This window comes from Microbacterium sp. Bi121, from assembly GCF_918698005.1.
In the GTDB taxonomy this organism is placed as follows: Bacteria; Actinomycetota; Actinomycetes; order Actinomycetales; family Microbacteriaceae; genus Microbacterium.
In genome coordinates this window covers 232,552-247,625 of record NZ_CAKKLJ010000001.1, presented here as the reverse complement: position 1 = coordinate 247,625, position 15,074 = coordinate 232,552, and the positions used below count along the sequence as shown (strand labels likewise).

Genomic DNA, 15,074 nt, shown 5'->3' with positions numbered 1-15,074 from the left:
GAGCCTACGTCCGCGCGCATCCGCGGAGTACTCTCATCCCATGACGTTCAACCCTGATGCGGACATCTCCAGCACCCGCACGCGTCGCCCCGGTCGCACAGCGGCGATCGCGGGTGGAGGCGTCGGCCTGCTCGGCATCGTCGCGCTCATCGCCAGCCAGCTCCTCGGCGTCGACCTCACCGGTCTCGTCGGCGACGGCCAGTCGAGCGGCGGCGAGCCCGGCGCCGGCAGCACGGTGCTGTCCTGCCAGACCGGCGAGGACGCGAACACGCAGGACGAGTGCCGCATGGCCGGGGCGCAGGTGCTGCTCGACGAGTACTGGGAGACGCACGTCGACGGGTACATCCCACCGCAGCTGTACGTGTTCGACGGGCAGACGTCCACGCAGTGCGGCACGGCATCCAACTCGGTCGGCCCCTTCTACTGCCCGCCGGAGCAGAGCGTCTACATCGATCCGGCGTTCTTCCAGATCATGCGTCAGCAGTTCGACGCCTCGGCAGGCGAGCTCGCGCAGCTGTACATCGTCGGTCACGAGTGGGGCCATCACATCCAGAACATCACGGGGATCATGGCCGATCACCCGAACAACGGCTCCGGGCCCGACAGCAACAGTGTCCGCACCGAGCTGCAGGCCGACTGCTATGCGGGTGCCTGGCTGAAGGACGCGGCCACGCTCACCGACGACAACGGCGAGCGCTACCTCGAGACGCCGACCGAAGCGCAGATCGAAGACGCCCTCAACGCCGCGTTCGCCGTCGGCGACGACCATATCCAGGAGCAGGCCGGATTCAACAACCCCGAGTCGTGGACGCACGGGTCGAGCGAACAGCGTCAGTTCTGGTTCGCGAGCGGGTATCAGAACGGTTTGGGCAGCTGCGACACCTTCTCGGTCGACGGCAGCAGACTCTGACCGGACGGCGCGTTCGTCGCCTTCTGAACGCCGTGGTTGCGCGGATGCAGCGGACCTGCACGGTACGGTGAGATGGCCGCCTGACCAGGCGGGATTCGCATTCACCGGGGGAAGAGCATGAACACGGATGCACTGTATCCGCCGATCGAACCGCACGAGCGCGGCATGCTGCTCGTCGGCGACGGCCAGCGCATCGCCTGGGAGGTCAGCGGCAACCCAGAGGGCAAGCCGGTCGTCTTCCTGCACGGTGGTCCAGGCGGCGGAACAGCGCCGTGGCATCGGCGCTTCTTCGACCCGGAGAAGTACCGCATCGTGCTGTTCGATCAGCGCGGCTGCGGACGCAGCACGCCGCACGCCAGCGCCCCCGACGCCGATCTGCGGTTCAACACCACGGCGCACCTGATCGCCGACATCGAACTGCTGCGCAAGAACCTCGGCATCGAGAAGTGGCAGGTCTTCGGCGGATCCTGGGGAAGTGCGCTCGCCCTCGCGTACGCGCAGGCGCACCCGGATGCGGTGACCGAGCTCGTCCTGCGCGGCATCTTCACCCTGCGCCGTGAAGAGCTCGAATGGTTCTACGAGGGTGGCGCCGGCGCGCTGTTCCCCGATCTCTGGGAGGGGTTCATCGCCCCCATCCCCGTCCTCGAGCGCAATCGCATGATCGACGCGTACCACCGCCGGCTGTTCGACCAGGACCCTGCCGTGCATGTCCCGGCCGCACGGGCGTGGTCCAAGTGGGAGGGATCGACGATCACGCTCCTGCCGGACGAGGACACCATCGAGCGGATGACCGAGGATGCCACCGCCGTGGCCTTCGCGCGCATCGAGAACCACTTCTTCGTCAATCGCGGCTGGTGGGCCGAGGGCCAGCTGATCGCGGGGGTCGACGCCATCCGCCACATTCCCGCCGTGATCGTGCAGGGACGCTACGACGTCTGCACGCCGATGATGACGGCGTGGGATCTGCACAGGGCCTGGCCCGAGGCCGAGTTCGTCGTGGTCGACGACGCCGGGCACGCCGCGTCGGAGCCGGGGATCCAGCAGGCTCTCCGCGACGCGACCGACCTCTTCGCCGACGACTGAGCTCAGGCGCGCAGCGCCTGCAGCAGCGTCTTCGCCAGGCCCACGACGCCGCCGTTCGCGCGGAAGCGGGTGAGCCCCTCGCTGACGACAGCCCCGGTCCGTGCGCTCACGAACCACGGCGGCTTCGGCAGGATCGTGAATCGACCGCCGCCGCTGACGACGGGGAGCGACCGCGGGAACGGCCGGAACGGTCCGTGCAGCACCGAGCGCTCGACGCGGTCGAGCAGCAGCGCGTTGTGGACGACGCCGATGCCGCTGCCGACGTCCTGCAGCGTGTTCCCGGGAAAAGCGCCCCAGGTGAGTGTCGGCGTGATGAACCCGAACGCGGTCCAGGCGTTGATCGCGATCGACCCGTAGCGCAGCTCAGCGACAGCGCGCTCGAACCCGGTGCCCAGCGATCTCTGGGTCGCCGGGTCGATCAGCAGGTTCGCGCCGAGCGTCCCCTGCAACTTGTCGTTCGCATGGGCGACCGCGGCATCGAGGAACTGCTGCCCGGTGCCGGGGATCGCGATGACGCCGAGCACCGGCGCGAAGTACTCGGTATTCTGCAGCGCCGTGGGGTCCTCCTCCTCGCCGATCTCGACGAGCAGCCGGTCGCCGAGCACGAGGGCGTCGGGGTAGTCGTCGTTCGCCTGCTGCATCCGGTCGTCGGAGTGCGGATACCAGATCGGGCGCTCCGGAGCCTTCGCGTAGGCGCGACGCAGTGCGGCTCGGAACTCATCGGCCTGCGCCCAATCGGACGATATGATCACGACCTGGCCGGCGATGCAGTTGTGCCCGCAGTTCTGCAGGCGCATCGTCGCGATGTGCTCGGCCTGGAAGGTGAGGTCGGCTTGTGTCCATTCGCCGGGGACGACGATGATCGGCGAGACGCCGCCGAGCTCAGCGGTGATCGGCTTCAACAGCTGCGGCCGGTTCTCGCGTCGTCTGCGGGTGGTCGCGCTCCCTGGTGCGCCCCAGGTGATCGCGTCGAACGTCGCAGCAGACCCGGTGATGTGCACATGGACGAGTCGCTGGTGGCCGGTGAGGTACGCACCAACGTCGCCGCCGCCGCGGACGATGCGCAGGAATCCGGGCTCGATCAACGCTGCGAAGGCGTGCTCGTACACCGCCACGAGCGCATCCTGCGTCGGGTTGACCTTCAGCAGCACCGTGCGATTGTGCGCGAGCAGTTCGTACAGCACGTCCAGCACCGGGATCGAGGTGACGTTGCCTGCGCCGAGCACCAGGCCGATGCCGCCGGACTCGGCTGGCGTGCGCTGCCCGAGACCGGCCGTCGCGCGGGCGATCCGCGGGGTGGTTCCCGGCTCGAGCCACACCTCACCGGTGAAGCCGGACAGGAGCGCCTTGTCGAGCCCGGTCAGCGGGAACGCGTGCACGCGTGCGCGCCCGCCAGGTGCCCTGTCGATCCGGATGCCCTCGAGCGGATTGCGCCCGTCGGCCAGGCGCGAGAGCGTCTCGACGTACGCGTCCAGCGCGCCGAGGACGCTGTACGGCCCAGCCAGCCACTCCTCGCCGCGGAGCGGATGGCTGCCGTTCAGGCCCTTGGATGCCGCCGCCGTGTGCGCCCACTCCTCGGCGGTCGCCGCGACCGCAGTGCGCACCGCGCGCAGAAGCGTCGCGCGCTGCCCGACGCTGAGCGCCGACCAGGTGCGAGCCCCGGCGTCGAGGTCGTCGATCGCGGCATCCAGGCTCGCGCGCCGATCGTCGTCGAGACCGGAGGGGGTGGAGGTCGCGGTCGTGGTGGCAGCTGACGTCATCGGCATCTCCTCATGTGAAGCACGCTCACGGGTGCGTCCAGCCTATGCGGCGTGCTCGGGCATCGCATCGATGTCACTGCGGCGCAGGCGGTATCGAGACAGGGGCAGGATGCTGAGCGCCATGAGAACGGCCGGCAGGATGCTGAAGCTCAGCACGATGCCGGTGACAGCGGCGTCGGGCTGCACTGTCTCGATGGTGGACGTGGTCTCCACACCGGCGACTGTCGACACATAGCCGGTCGCAGCCAGCACGAGGGACACCGCCGTCGCGCCGAGCGCGAAGCCGACGGTCTCGCCGGCGGTCCAGATGCCGGTGAAGGTCCCGGCCCGGCCGTGCCGGTCCGGATCGCCGCCGCCCACGCGTGCGTCGTGCGAGATGACATCCGGCAGCATCGCCATCGGCAGGGACTGCAGTCCGGCATAGGCGACCCCGGCGACGGCGACGGCCGCGTAGAGCCAGGCTCCGGGTTCCCACACGGCGAGCGTGATGCTCGCCGATGCGAGCAGGAACAGGATGCTGGCGCCGAGGAATGCCCGCTCCTTGCCGACGCGCTTCGAGATCGCCGTCCATGCCGGAGTGGCGATCAGGGCGGGGCCGACGAGTGCGACGAAGAGGATCTCCACTGCGGCCTCGTCGCCGAGCACCCAGCGTGCGACGTATTGAGCGCCGGCGAGCATCGTTCCGGTGGCGAGGGCCTGCAGCACGAAGGTGCCGAGCAGGGCGCGGAACGGCGCGCTGCGCCGCAGCGCACGGAATCCGGAGAGATACTCCGCCCTCAGCCCGCGGGGGCCGTCGACGGCGGGGGAGGGCTCGCCGATCCGGCGGACGGTCGAGCGTGCGGTGCGGCTGGCGATCAGCATCCCGACTCCGATCGCGACGCCGGCGACCACGCCCATCAGCAGGTATCCGCTGACCTGCTCTCCTGTCGCGCGGCGCAGCATCGGCCCGCCGGCGCCGAACAGCAGGATCGCTGCGGTCAGAACGACGACACGCCATCCGAGCAACCGCGTCCGCTCGTCGTAGCCGCCGGTGAGCTCTGCCGGCAGCGCGACGTACGGCACCTGGAACAGGCTGAACGCCGTGGCGGTGCCGAGGAACGCGAGCAGAACGCAGATCGCGCTCGCCGCAGGCCCCCAGGACGGCGGCACGGCGAACGTCGACGCGAAGAAGACCGGCAGCGTCAGGGCGCCGATCACCATGAACCCGCGACGCGATCCGGTGCGGGCCAGCTGCCGGTCCGATGCGGTGCCGATCAGCGGGTCGATGATGACGTCCCACACCTTCGCGGCGGTGACGATCAGCCCGGCGGCGAGGGCCGCGACGCCGAGATTGTCCGTGAGGTAGTAGGTGAGGACGAGACCGGGGAGGGTTGCGTACCCGCCGGTGCCGACGGAGCCGACCGCATACGTGACGATCGTGCGCGCCGGCAGGCGGGAAGAGGCTCGTTCGGGTCGAGCACCGTTGCTCATCGCGCCAGTGTATCGGCGTCCAGCGATGGGCTCGGGGACTGGACGTCAGATCAGCGACAGCTCGCGCAGCTTCGCGGCGACGTCGTCGTTCGACGGCTCCACGTGGTGGGTGGCATCCGGGTAGACCACGACGGGGATGTTCGTGCGGCCCGAGATCTCCTTCGCCACATCGGCGGCGGCCGGCTCCTCGACGAGGTTGATGTAGGTGTACTCGATGCCGAGTTCGTCCAGCTGCTTCTTCGTGCGGAGGCAGTCGCGGCACCAGTCGGCGCCGAACATCGTGATGGTGTCGGGAGCGGTTGAAGTCATGCATCCAGGATATTCGTCCCCAGCTGGACGGGCTCCGTTGCTTAGTAAGGTAAGCCTTACCTATAGTGGAATCGTGACCTCTGCGTTTGAACATCTGCACGATCCGGATTGGCCCGACCTCGATGGCCCCGTGCTCATCGCGGGTGATGCGCGTGACGTTCCCGCGATCATCGAGGTGTGCCGGCAACTGCCGTGGGATGCGATGGGCACGGTGCTCCTCGAGGCGGTGGCGCCGATCCAGATGTGCCGCATCGATGCTCCGGACGGGGTGTCGGTGCGGTGGCTCTTCCGAGGGGATGGTGTTCAGGCGCGTGTGCGAGGCGAGCGTCTGGGGCTGGCCGTCCATGCGTGGTGCCTGGAGTGGGCGTGCGCCGAACCCCACGTGCAATGGACGGTCTGGCTCGGCGCCCATACCCCGCCCCGTGTCGCCCAGTCGGCGCGCAGCCTCCTCGGCGTGCACGGCCCGCCTTCCTGATCCGTCCCGTATCGCCGGGATCCGGCGCGCGTGAACACAGCTGAGCATGGGACGATGGATGCCGTCATTTCAGCGTGTACGGAAGGGGACGCACGTGGGCATCGCCGTCACGGTCATCGTCCCCACCTTCAACGAGCGGGGCAACGTCGCCGAGCTCGTCGAGCGCACCGCCGCCGCGCTCGCCGGACGCGATGCCGAGATCCTCTTCGTGGATGACAGCGCCGATGACACGGCAGCCGAGGTCGAGCGCGTCGCGGTCGGAGCGACGCTGCCCGTGCGAGCCATCCACCGCACGGCGAACACCGGTGGTCTCGGGGGAGCCGTGGTCGTCGGGCTCGCGGCGGCCCAGGGAGACATCTGCGTGGTCATGGACGGCGATCTGCAGCATCCGCCCGAACTCATCCCTGCCATGCTCGACCGCTTCGCGCAGGGCGACGCGGATGTCGTCGCGGCATCCCGCTATGTCGGCGGCGGCGACTCGGCCGGCCTCGGAACCACGCTGCGGTTCGGCGTCTCGCGCGGGTCGACCTGGCTGACCAAGGCCATGTTCCCTCGGCGCCTCGCGGGGGCCACCGACCCGATGACCGGCTTCTTCCTCGTCGACCGCACCCGTCTCGACCTCGCGGCGCTGCGCCCGCAGGGGTTCAAGATCCTGCTCGAGATCCTCGCCCGCACCGACATCCGGATCGCCGAGGTGCCGATGGAGTTCTCCGAGCGTCGCAGCGGCACCTCGAAGGCGTCGCTGCGGCAGGGGGCGACCTTCATCGCCCACCTCACCCGGCTGCGATTCGGCAAGATGTCGCTGTTCGCACTGATCGGCGCGATCGGCGCCCTGGCGAACCTCGGCATCATGTGGCTGCTGACGACCGCCGGGATGCCGTACGTGTGGGCGGCGATCATCGGCGCCGAGGTCACGATCATCGGGAACTTCCTGCTGCAGGAGCGGTTCGTCTTCGGCGACATGCGTCGGGATGCCCGGGGGGTCTGGGCGCGGTTCGCGGCCTCCTTCACGTTCAACAACGTCGAGGCCGCCCTGCGCATCCCGATCATGGTGCTCATGGTGGAGAGCTGGCACATCTCGAGTGTGCTCGCGACGGCCATCTCGCTCGTGGTCGCGTTCTTCGCACGGTTCCTGTTCCATTCGCTGTTCGTCTACGCCCCGCGCGGTGATCGACGGCGCGCAGGTGTGCGGGATGCTGCCGAACCGAAGGCGGATACGACGGCCGGGCGCATCATCCGTGCGATCGACGCCGAGGCGATGCGGCCGGGCGAGCTCTGAGTGTCGACGGTCATAGAGAGTCGATAGCTGCTCGACAGCAACGCCATCGAGTAGGCACAGGTTCCACTCGAACCCGCCGGTCATTCTGGGTTCACCACCGAACCAGATCGACCGAAGGGCCAGAGCATGAGCCGCATTCCCGAACCCCAGATCACCCCCGACGGTCCCGCGTACGAGGGCCGCCTGCTCGACCGACCCGAGGAGGAGGTCGTCGACCAGGGCGCGCCGTTCGACATCGGCACGCTCTTCACCCGCCGCGGCGTCATCAGCATCGCCGCGCTCGGCGTCGGTGCCGCCGTCCTCGCCGCCTGCGCACCGGCCACGAGCTCCGACGGCACGAGTACCGGAGGCTCCGGAACCAGTGGCGGCGAGACCTCCGGATCATCCGACGGCGGATCCGCCACCGCGACTGCGGGTGGCGAGATCCCCGACGAGACGGCGGGGCCGTACCCCGGCGACGGCTCGAACGGGCCGGACGTGCTGGAGGAGTCGGGCATCGTACGACAGGACATCCGCTCGTCCATCGACGGCTCGGCGACGGCCGACGGCGTCCCGCTCACGTTCCGGCTCGAGGTGCTCGACATGGCGAACGGCGATGCACCCTTCGCGGGCGTCGCCGTGTACGCCTGGCACTGCACCGCCGACGGCGAGTACTCGATGTACTCGTCGGGGCTCGAAGACGTCACGTACCTGCGGGGCGTCCAGATCGCGGATGCCGACGGCTCGGTGTCGTTCACCTCGATCTTCCCCGGATGCTATTCGGGCCGCTGGCCGCACATCCACTTCGAGGTGTACCCCGATGAGGGCTCCATCAGCGACTCGGCGAACACCATCGCCACCTCACAGATCGCTCTGCCCGAGGACGTCTGCAGTGCCGTCTACGCGGACTCCCGCTACAGCGGATCGACGAAGAACCTCGCCGGGGTGAGTCTCGACAGCGACAACGTCTTCGGCGACGACGCAGGCTCCCTGCAACTGGCGACCGTCACGGGCGATGCGACCAACGGCTACACGGCCACGCTTCAAGTGCGCATCGACACGACCACCACGCCGTCCGCCGGCTCCTCGCCCTCGGGCGACGGACCGGGCGACGGCGGAGGGCCCGGCGACCGCCCCGGCTCCTGAACCCACATCCTCGACAAGGAAGAGACCGATCATGTTCCAGAACCTCACCGGATGGCATGCGCTGATCATCCTCGGCGTCATCCTGCTCATCTTCGGGGCGGCCAAGCTGCCCGCCCTCGCCCGCAGCGTCGGCCAGTCCATGCGCATCCTCAAGGCGGAGGCCCGAACCGTCGAGTCGGAGGCGGCGCAGTCCGTCGACGCGGTCGCACCCCGCACTGTCGCATCCGAAGCAAGGGCTGACACGTGACCACCGCGGCTGTCGCTCCGCGCGCAGCTCCCATGCCGCTGTCCTCGCACCTGCGAGAGGCGCGGCGGCGGGCCGCCAGGGCGATGGTCGCGGCCATCGTCGCCCTCGTCTTCGGGTACATCGCGGCACCGCAGGTGCTCGACGTCCTGCGTGCTCCCATCGAGGAGCTCGCGGCCTCGCGAGACGCGAGCCTGAACTACGACAGCATCACCGGCGCGTTCGATCTGCGGCTGAAAGTCGCGCTCTATGCCGGGATCGTGCTGTCGAGCCCGGTCTGGCTGTACGAGGTCTTCGCGTACCTCGCACCCGGCCTCACCGGCCGTGAGAAGAAGCATGTGTTCGGGTTCCTCGGCGCAGCCGTGCCGCTGTTCGCGGCGGGGTGCGCGGCCGGGGCGCTGCTGTTCCCGCGCATGGTGGAACTGCTGGTGGGTTTCGCCGACGCCGAGGACAGCACGTTGCTGCAGGCATCCGACTACGTCGACTTCGTGCTCAAGATCGTCGTGGCGACCGGCATCGCCTTCGTCCTCCCCGTGCTCCTGGTGGCACTGAACATGCTCGGAGCTCTTCCCGCCGCGACCATCGCACGCAGCTGGCGGATCGTCCTCGTCGCGATCGTCGTGTTCAGCGCCGTGGTGACGCCCGCGGCGGATGTACTCTCCATGTTCCTCATCGCAGTGCCGATGGCGCTGCTGTTCGCTGCGGCCCTGGCCGTCGCCTGGCTGCGCGAGCGGTCGATGCGACGACGTGAGCGGGCGCTGGACGAAGAGGTGTGACATGCTCGGCCTGAGCATCGAGAAGCTCGTCCTGGTGGCGATCTGCGCCGCCGTGATCATCGGTCCGCACCGGCTGCCGGATTATGCGCAGCGGTTGTCCGCCGCCGTTCGCCGCCTGACGCTCGCGGCGTCGGAGGCGCGCAGGCGCACGGTGGACGAAACAGGGGTCGCGCTCATGCGCGAGGACTGGCGTACGCTCGATCCCCGGCAGTACGACCCGCGGCGGATCATCCGGGACGCGCTGCGCGATGCGGATGCCGATGCCGGAGCAACGGTCTCCGAGCAGGAGACCCCGGCGTTCACGCCGTCTGCAGGGCGCTGGGTGCTGTCAGGATCCTCCGCTCATCCGCGACGCGTCTGGGTGCCTGACGAGGAGACGATCGCAGCGGCCTCGAGCTGACTATCGAGCCGATGTCGCCATCACTGCTACAATGGGTGATGCAACGTGAATGATTCGCCGCGATTTCGGCGCGCACGATGCCACTGATCAGGGCCCATCCAAGGACCGCGCACACCGACGCGCGCGGCATCCGCTCTCGATCTCCAGAAATTCTGGATGCGCTTCGAGCGCGTCCGCACAGCAATGTGTGACACCAGGCAATGAGCATGACCATGAGCAACACCACCACCACCCATCCATCAGTACCCCTTACCTGGAAGCAGGCCGACGACGACGTTCACGTCGCAACGCGAGCCGGCGAATACGCCGGATTCGTCGAGCTCGACGTCGAAGGTCACGTCGTCCGTGACAACCACGGCACCGAGCTCGGATCGTTCGCGACCCTCGCCGACGCGCGCCGCGCTCTCGAGGGATCGACCCAGCGTCGCACCCGTTCGTTCGTGCAGACCGTGCGCCGGCACCTGAGCATGGTGCGCGGCTGACCATCGACTGAGCATCCTCGATGTATACGTTGTCTCGTATACGGCCGGGGTTAGCCTGGGACGAAGCGATCGGCAACTGCCCTTGGCTTCACAGCTCAAGGGCTCCGATCGACAGGAGAGCACCATCTCCATTGCACAGGTCGAACAGACCACAAGCACTCTCGGCCGCGTACGTCAGACCTACGCCGGCAACGCCGACTTCCCTCCGATGGCCAAGGCGTATCAGAACGTCTCGCAGGTCGTCCGCGAGATGGGGTTGCTGCAGCGCGCGCCCCGTTTCTACAGCTTCGTCGCCGCCGGAATCGCCCTCGCCCTCGGCGGGGCGATCACCGGCTTCATCCTGCTCGGAGACAGTTGGTTCCAGCTGCTCATCGCGGGCGCGCTCGGGCTCATCTTCACGCAGATCGCCTTCCTCGCTCACGAGGCGGCGCATCGCCAGATCCTGTCGTCCGGGCCCGCGAACTTCCGCCTCGCCCGGATCCTCGCCGGTTCGATCGGCATGAGCTATTCCTGGTGGGACTCCAAGCACACCAAGCATCACGGCAACCCGAACATGGTGGGCCGCGACCCCGACATCGAGGTCGACACCATCTCGTTCCTCGAAGAGGATGCGGCCAAGTCGCGCGGAATCATCCGCCTGATCACCCGCAAGCAGGGCTGGCTGTTCTTCCCGCTGCTCACGCTCGAGGGCCTCAACCTCCACTACCTCAGCATCAAGTACCTCCTCACCGAGAAGAAGGTCAAGGGTCGCTGGATCGAGCTCGGCATCATCGCGCTGCGCTTCGCTCTGCTGCTGACCCCGATCTTCCTGTTCCTTCCGCTGGGGATGGCTTTCGCCTTCGTAGGCGTGCAGATGGCCGTCTTCGGCGTCTACATGGGCGCCTCGTTCGCCCCCAACCACAAGGGCATGCCGATCATCGAGCCCGGCGCACGGCTGGACTTCTTCACGAAGCAGGTGCGCACCTCGCGCAACATCTCCGGCGGATGGTGGGCGACCTGGCTGATGGGCGGCCTGAATTACCAGGTCGAGCACCACCTGTTCCCGAGCATGCCTCGCCTGCACCTGTCGCAGGCCCGCGGCATCGTCCGCGACTACTGCGCGGCGAACGACGTGCCGTACACCGAGACCTCGCTCATCCGCTCCTACGGAATCGTCATCGAGTACCTCAACAGGGTGGGACTCGCCGCCGGCGATCCGTTCGACTGCCCTGCGGTCGCGCAGTTCCAGCGGGCCTGACGCGCGCTTCTGGTCAGTCGTAGAGATCGTCCGGCCAGACCGCGGGGTAGCCGCCGTCCTCAGCGGGAAGCACCTGCTGCCACGGCGTGATGCCCTCCCACCCGTCGTCGCACCCGCCAGCGGTCTGCGGGCGGATCGTTACCGCAAAGCGGCCATAGGCTCGAAGCATGCCCGAACTGCATGAGCTCACCGCGATCGACCAACTCGCCGCTCTCCGCAGCCGCGAGATCAGCCCGGTCGAGCTGACCCGGCACTACCTCGACCGGATCGCGCGCATCGATGACGCGCTCGGCGCCTTCGTCGAGGTGACGGCGGATGCTGCGCTCGCACACGCAACCGCGCTTGAGGATGCAGAGCCGACCGGAGTGCTGTGGGGACTGCCGTTCGGCGACAAGGACCTCGTGCCGCGCGCCGGGGTGCCGACCAGGTTCGGCTCGCGGCTGCATCAGGGTTTCATTCCGGATACCACGGCCGATCAGGCCGCCGTGCTCGATGAGGCCGGGGGCATCAGCCTCGGCAAGACGAACACCCCGGAGTTCGGACTCACCGGCTATACCGAGACGCAGATCGGTCCCCCGGCCCGTGACCCGTGGAATCCCGCGAACGGCGCAGGCGGATCGAGCGGCGGGGCCGCCGTTGCCGTCGCCGCCGGGCTCCTGCCTCTTGCCCCGGCATCCGACGGCGGAGGGTCGATCCGCATCCCGGCCGCGACCGTCGGGGTCGTCGGCATCAAGCCGTCCCGCGGGCGCGTGCCCTTCGCATCAGGACTCGACAGCCCTGGCGGGCTTCCCGTCGCAGGCCCCATCGCCCGCACCGTCGCGGACGCGGCGCTGCTGCTCGATGTGCAGGTCGCCGGTCGCCCGCATCCGTACGCGACGACCGCGCTGGGTTCCGGCCCGTTCCTCGACGCCGCGACGACGACCGGCCCGGCATCCGCCCGCGTCGGCGTGACGACGGTCTCGCCGTGGGATGACGCCGACGACATCCGGCTCGATCCGGAGGCGGCGCGCGCCGTGCGCGTCGCAGCGGATCTGCTCGCGGATGCGGGCGCGGCCGTCGACGCGTTCGACTGGCGCCCTCGTGGCTACGCCGAGCTTTTCAGGACGATCTGGCGCACGAGCGCTGCACGCATGGCGCTCACGGATGCCGACCTCGAGCTGGTCGAGCCCATCACGGCGTGGCTGGTGCGCGAGGGCCGTCGGCTCACGGGAGCACAGGTGCTCGAGGCTCTCGCCGCGGCGACGGTGTTCGAGCGCGAGACGATCACGGCGTTCGCGCCGTTCGATGCGGTGCTGACACCGGCACTGGCGCTGCCGCCGCAGCCGATCGGCTGGTTCGATGCCGAGGATGCGGCGCGGAACTTCTCGCAGCAGGTGCAGTACGCGCCGTACTCGAGCTTCGTGAATGTCGCCGGGCTGCCCGCGATCGTCGTGCCGGTGACGCGGGATGCCTCCGGCCACCCGGTGAGCGTGCAGCTGATCGGGCGGCCGGGCGGAGAGGCGGCGATCATCGCGCTCGCCGCGATGTTGGAGCAGCGGGCCGGGCCTCTGCCGCACCCGTCCGCCTGGCGCGCTTAGCCCGCTCACTCCCTCCCGGCGTGGTCGGCGCGGGGCTCAGCGCCTGAGGCGGGCGCGCGACTTCGAGACGCTCGTGAGCGTGGCACGCAGCGGCGTGCCGAGGTAGAGGCCGAGCGAGGCGCCGGCGGCGAGACCGATGCCGATCGAGCCTGCGAGCACGAGCGGGCCGATGCCGTCCAGCATCCCCTGGGCCGTTCCGTCCGAGTCGACCACGCCGAGCAGGCCACGGAAGACCGCGGTACCAGGGACGAGGGGAACGATCGCGGCCGTCGTGACCGCGACGGACGGCACGTGCACCCCGCGGGCGGTGAGGATTCCGACGAAGCTCGCCAGCAGCGCGCCGATCGCGCTGGCGGCGCCGGCCTGGATGCCGAGCGTGAGGCTGAAGCTGTAGAAGACGATGGCGATCGTGCTGAGGACGGCGCTGACGAGGATGATGCGGAGTCCTGCGCCGTTGAACAGCGCGACGGCGACCGAGATGATGATCGCGCCGCCGATCTGGGCCGGCAGCGATCCGAACGGGATGGCATCGGTGGGCAGCGGGATGCTGACACCGACGAGACGCGAGAGCTCGAGGCCGATGAGGATTCCGAGCACGACGCCGAGCGTCTGCATCGTCAGGTCGAGGATGCGTCCGCCGGCGGTCAGTGCGAACCCGTCGATCGCATCCTGCGCTGCACCGACGACGGTGAGCCCCGAGAGCATGAGGACGATTCCGGATGCCACGATGATGGAGGGCTCGACATCGATGAACGGCGCGATGCCTGCGGCGCCGAGCGCCGAGACCCCGGTCGTGACCGCGGTGATGACGAATCCTCCGGCGATCTGGCTGAAGAACAGCGGCACCTGCAGGCGGGCGAGCCCCGCCTGGGTGTAGGCGGCACCGAGGGCCGCGAGGAAGCTCAGCAGGATGATCAGGGGCGACGCGTCGTAGAGGATCGCGACGCCGACGGCCAGCAGTGCCCTGGCGAAGATCGTGACGGTGGGCCGGTAGAGGAACGGTGTGCGGCGGATGACGCGGAACGCCAGACGGGCCTCGTCGAGGTCCATGCCGTCGCTGATGTCGACGAGCAGCGCTTGAAGTCGCTGCAGCTTGGCGTGATCGGGCGACACCGCACGAACGACGCGGATCATCGTGGTCGGCCAGTCCTCTTCGCCGCGGTGGTACGAGACGCTGATGGCGTTGAAGGTGACGTCGACGTGCACGCCGGTGAGGCCGTATACCTTGGCCACGCGGATGATCGCGAACGTGGCGTCGTGAGCCGAGGCTCCGACTGCGAACATCGACTCGCCGATGCGCAGAGCGAGGTCGAGGATCTTGACGACGACCGTCTCGTTCAGGACGGTGTACGCCTCGGTGAGGGCGATCTGGCCCGGGTCGGTCCGGATCACCCGGCGCACGGAGTTCAGCAGTCGTGAGCGTCGTTCGGTGGCCATGTCTCCATTGTCTCGAGTCGTGGCGGCGGGGCCGGCATCCGATCGGGGGAGGCCGCGGATCAGGGCGTCAGGCGGCCGATCAGGGCCTGGATCTCGTCGACGTTCGCGGCGAGGACGGCGACCAGAGGGTGCGCGTCCTCGTCTTCGGGGTCTTCGATGTGGATGAGGCGCAGAAGGTGCGACGCGAGGAGCTCGTTCGCCTTCGCGATCGCGGCATCCAGGTCGTCGACGTCGCCGACCTCGTCAAGTTCGACATCGGCGCGGAAGACGCGGGGCAGTGCCGCCAGGGCATCGACGAGCTCGACGCCCGTGTCGCCGCGGTCGAGGTAGGCGAGGGCGCCGGCGTCATCGAGTGCGTCGATGAGAGCATCCCAGGGGTCGTCGCCGTGTTCGATGGCGTCGCGGACGGCGGGCGCGAGTTCCGGGTCGTCATCCAGCAGGTCGCAGAGGCGGGTCCAGTCTTCGATCGTGCTCATCGCGTTGCTCCTTCGGGAATCACGGATGGGGAGT

The 15,074-nt window shown here is 68.8% G+C and carries 17 protein-coding genes; 11 read left to right on the top strand and 6 right to left on the bottom strand.

The genetic code is table 11. The features are described from left to right. Positions 1 to 40: 40 nt before the first annotated feature. Positions 41 to 910: a neutral zinc metallopeptidase gene (locus LQZ87_RS01240; protein ID WP_230101621.1), complete on the top strand. Its 870-nt coding sequence runs from the start codon at positions 41 to 43 to the stop codon at positions 908 to 910. A gap of 117 nt (positions 911 to 1,027) precedes the next feature. After that, positions 1,028 to 1,993: a prolyl aminopeptidase gene (gene pip / locus LQZ87_RS01235; protein WP_230101620.1), complete on the top strand. Its 966-nt coding sequence runs from the start codon at positions 1,028 to 1,030 to the stop codon at positions 1,991 to 1,993. 2 nt (positions 1,994 to 1,995) lie between these two features. Here pip and LQZ87_RS01230 read toward each other — a convergent pair whose 3' ends face one another. From LQZ87_RS01230 to LQZ87_RS01220, 3 genes are read right to left on the bottom strand one after another with little or no spacing between them, the layout of a single operon-like run. Beyond that, positions 1,996 to 3,753 (bottom strand): aldehyde dehydrogenase family protein, encoded by a 1,758-nt coding sequence (locus LQZ87_RS01230; RefSeq protein ID WP_230101619.1) that lies wholly within the window; start codon positions 3,751 to 3,753, stop codon positions 1,996 to 1,998. Between the two features lie 42 nt (positions 3,754 to 3,795). Next, on the bottom strand, positions 3,796 to 5,223 hold the full coding sequence (locus tag LQZ87_RS01225) for an MFS transporter (RefSeq protein ID WP_230101618.1): 1,428 nt from the start codon (positions 5,221 to 5,223) through the stop codon (positions 3,796 to 3,798). A gap of 45 nt (positions 5,224 to 5,268) precedes the next feature. Further along, entirely contained in the window at positions 5,269 to 5,532 is a 264-nt protein-coding gene (locus LQZ87_RS01220) for a glutaredoxin family protein (RefSeq protein WP_230101617.1), read from the bottom strand. Between the two features lie 73 nt (positions 5,533 to 5,605). Here LQZ87_RS01220 and LQZ87_RS01215 point away from each other — a divergent pair, with 73 nt between their 5' ends. From LQZ87_RS01215 to LQZ87_RS01180, 8 genes are all read left to right on the top strand, one after another. Next, a complete protein-coding gene (locus tag LQZ87_RS01215; RefSeq protein ID WP_230101616.1) occupies positions 5,606 to 6,007 on the top strand; it encodes an SIP domain-containing protein in 402 nt (133 codons plus the stop codon). Between the two features lie 100 nt (positions 6,008 to 6,107). Further along, positions 6,108 to 7,286, top strand: coding sequence for a glycosyltransferase (locus LQZ87_RS01210; protein ID WP_230101922.1), 1,179 nt, complete (start codon positions 6,108 to 6,110; stop codon positions 7,284 to 7,286). A 126-nt stretch (positions 7,287 to 7,412) separates the two neighbouring features. After that, complete coding sequence (locus LQZ87_RS01205) at positions 7,413 to 8,411, top strand: intradiol ring-cleavage dioxygenase (protein ID WP_230101615.1); 999 nt, start codon at positions 7,413 to 7,415, stop codon at positions 8,409 to 8,411. Positions 8,412 to 8,442: 31 nt separating this feature from the next. Further along, positions 8,443 to 8,658, top strand: a complete 216-nt coding sequence (tatA, locus tag LQZ87_RS01200) for a twin-arginine translocase TatA/TatE family subunit (RefSeq protein ID WP_230101614.1) — start codon at positions 8,443 to 8,445, stop codon at positions 8,656 to 8,658. Then, positions 8,655 to 9,431 (top strand): twin-arginine translocase subunit TatC, encoded by a 777-nt coding sequence (gene tatC, locus LQZ87_RS01195; protein ID WP_230101613.1) that lies wholly within the window; start codon positions 8,655 to 8,657, stop codon positions 9,429 to 9,431. The genes tatA and tatC overlap by 4 nt, the downstream gene beginning before the upstream one ends. A gap of 1 nt (position 9,432) precedes the next feature. After that, on the top strand, positions 9,433 to 9,831 hold the full coding sequence (locus LQZ87_RS01190; RefSeq protein WP_230101612.1) for a Sec-independent protein translocase TatB: 399 nt from the start codon (positions 9,433 to 9,435) through the stop codon (positions 9,829 to 9,831). 212 nt (positions 9,832 to 10,043) lie between these two features. Further along, complete coding sequence (locus LQZ87_RS01185) at positions 10,044 to 10,313, top strand: hypothetical protein (RefSeq protein ID WP_230101611.1); 270 nt, start codon at positions 10,044 to 10,046, stop codon at positions 10,311 to 10,313. Between the two features lie 124 nt (positions 10,314 to 10,437). Further along, positions 10,438 to 11,550: an acyl-CoA desaturase gene (locus LQZ87_RS01180; protein WP_230101921.1), complete on the top strand. Its 1,113-nt coding sequence runs from the start codon at positions 10,438 to 10,440 to the stop codon at positions 11,548 to 11,550. A gap of 13 nt (positions 11,551 to 11,563) precedes the next feature. On the opposite strand, the gene LQZ87_RS01175 is transcribed toward LQZ87_RS01180, so the two are convergent. After that, a complete protein-coding gene (locus tag LQZ87_RS01175) occupies positions 11,564 to 11,719 on the bottom strand; it encodes a hypothetical protein (RefSeq protein ID WP_230101610.1) in 156 nt (51 codons plus the stop codon). Between LQZ87_RS01175 and LQZ87_RS01170 the strand changes: the two genes are divergently transcribed. Continuing rightward, a complete protein-coding gene (locus LQZ87_RS01170; RefSeq protein ID WP_230101609.1) occupies positions 11,718 to 13,127 on the top strand; it encodes an amidase in 1,410 nt (469 codons plus the stop codon). The genes LQZ87_RS01175 and LQZ87_RS01170 overlap by 2 nt on opposite strands. 36 nt (positions 13,128 to 13,163) lie before the next feature. On the opposite strand, the gene LQZ87_RS01165 is transcribed toward LQZ87_RS01170, so the two are convergent. Then, entirely contained in the window at positions 13,164 to 14,564 is a 1,401-nt protein-coding gene (locus LQZ87_RS01165) for a threonine/serine exporter family protein (protein ID WP_230101608.1), read from the bottom strand. A 59-nt stretch (positions 14,565 to 14,623) separates the two neighbouring features. Next, positions 14,624 to 15,040, bottom strand: a complete 417-nt coding sequence (locus LQZ87_RS01160; protein ID WP_230101607.1) for a DUF1631 domain-containing protein — start codon at positions 15,038 to 15,040, stop codon at positions 14,624 to 14,626. Positions 15,041 to 15,074 lie beyond the last annotated feature (34 nt).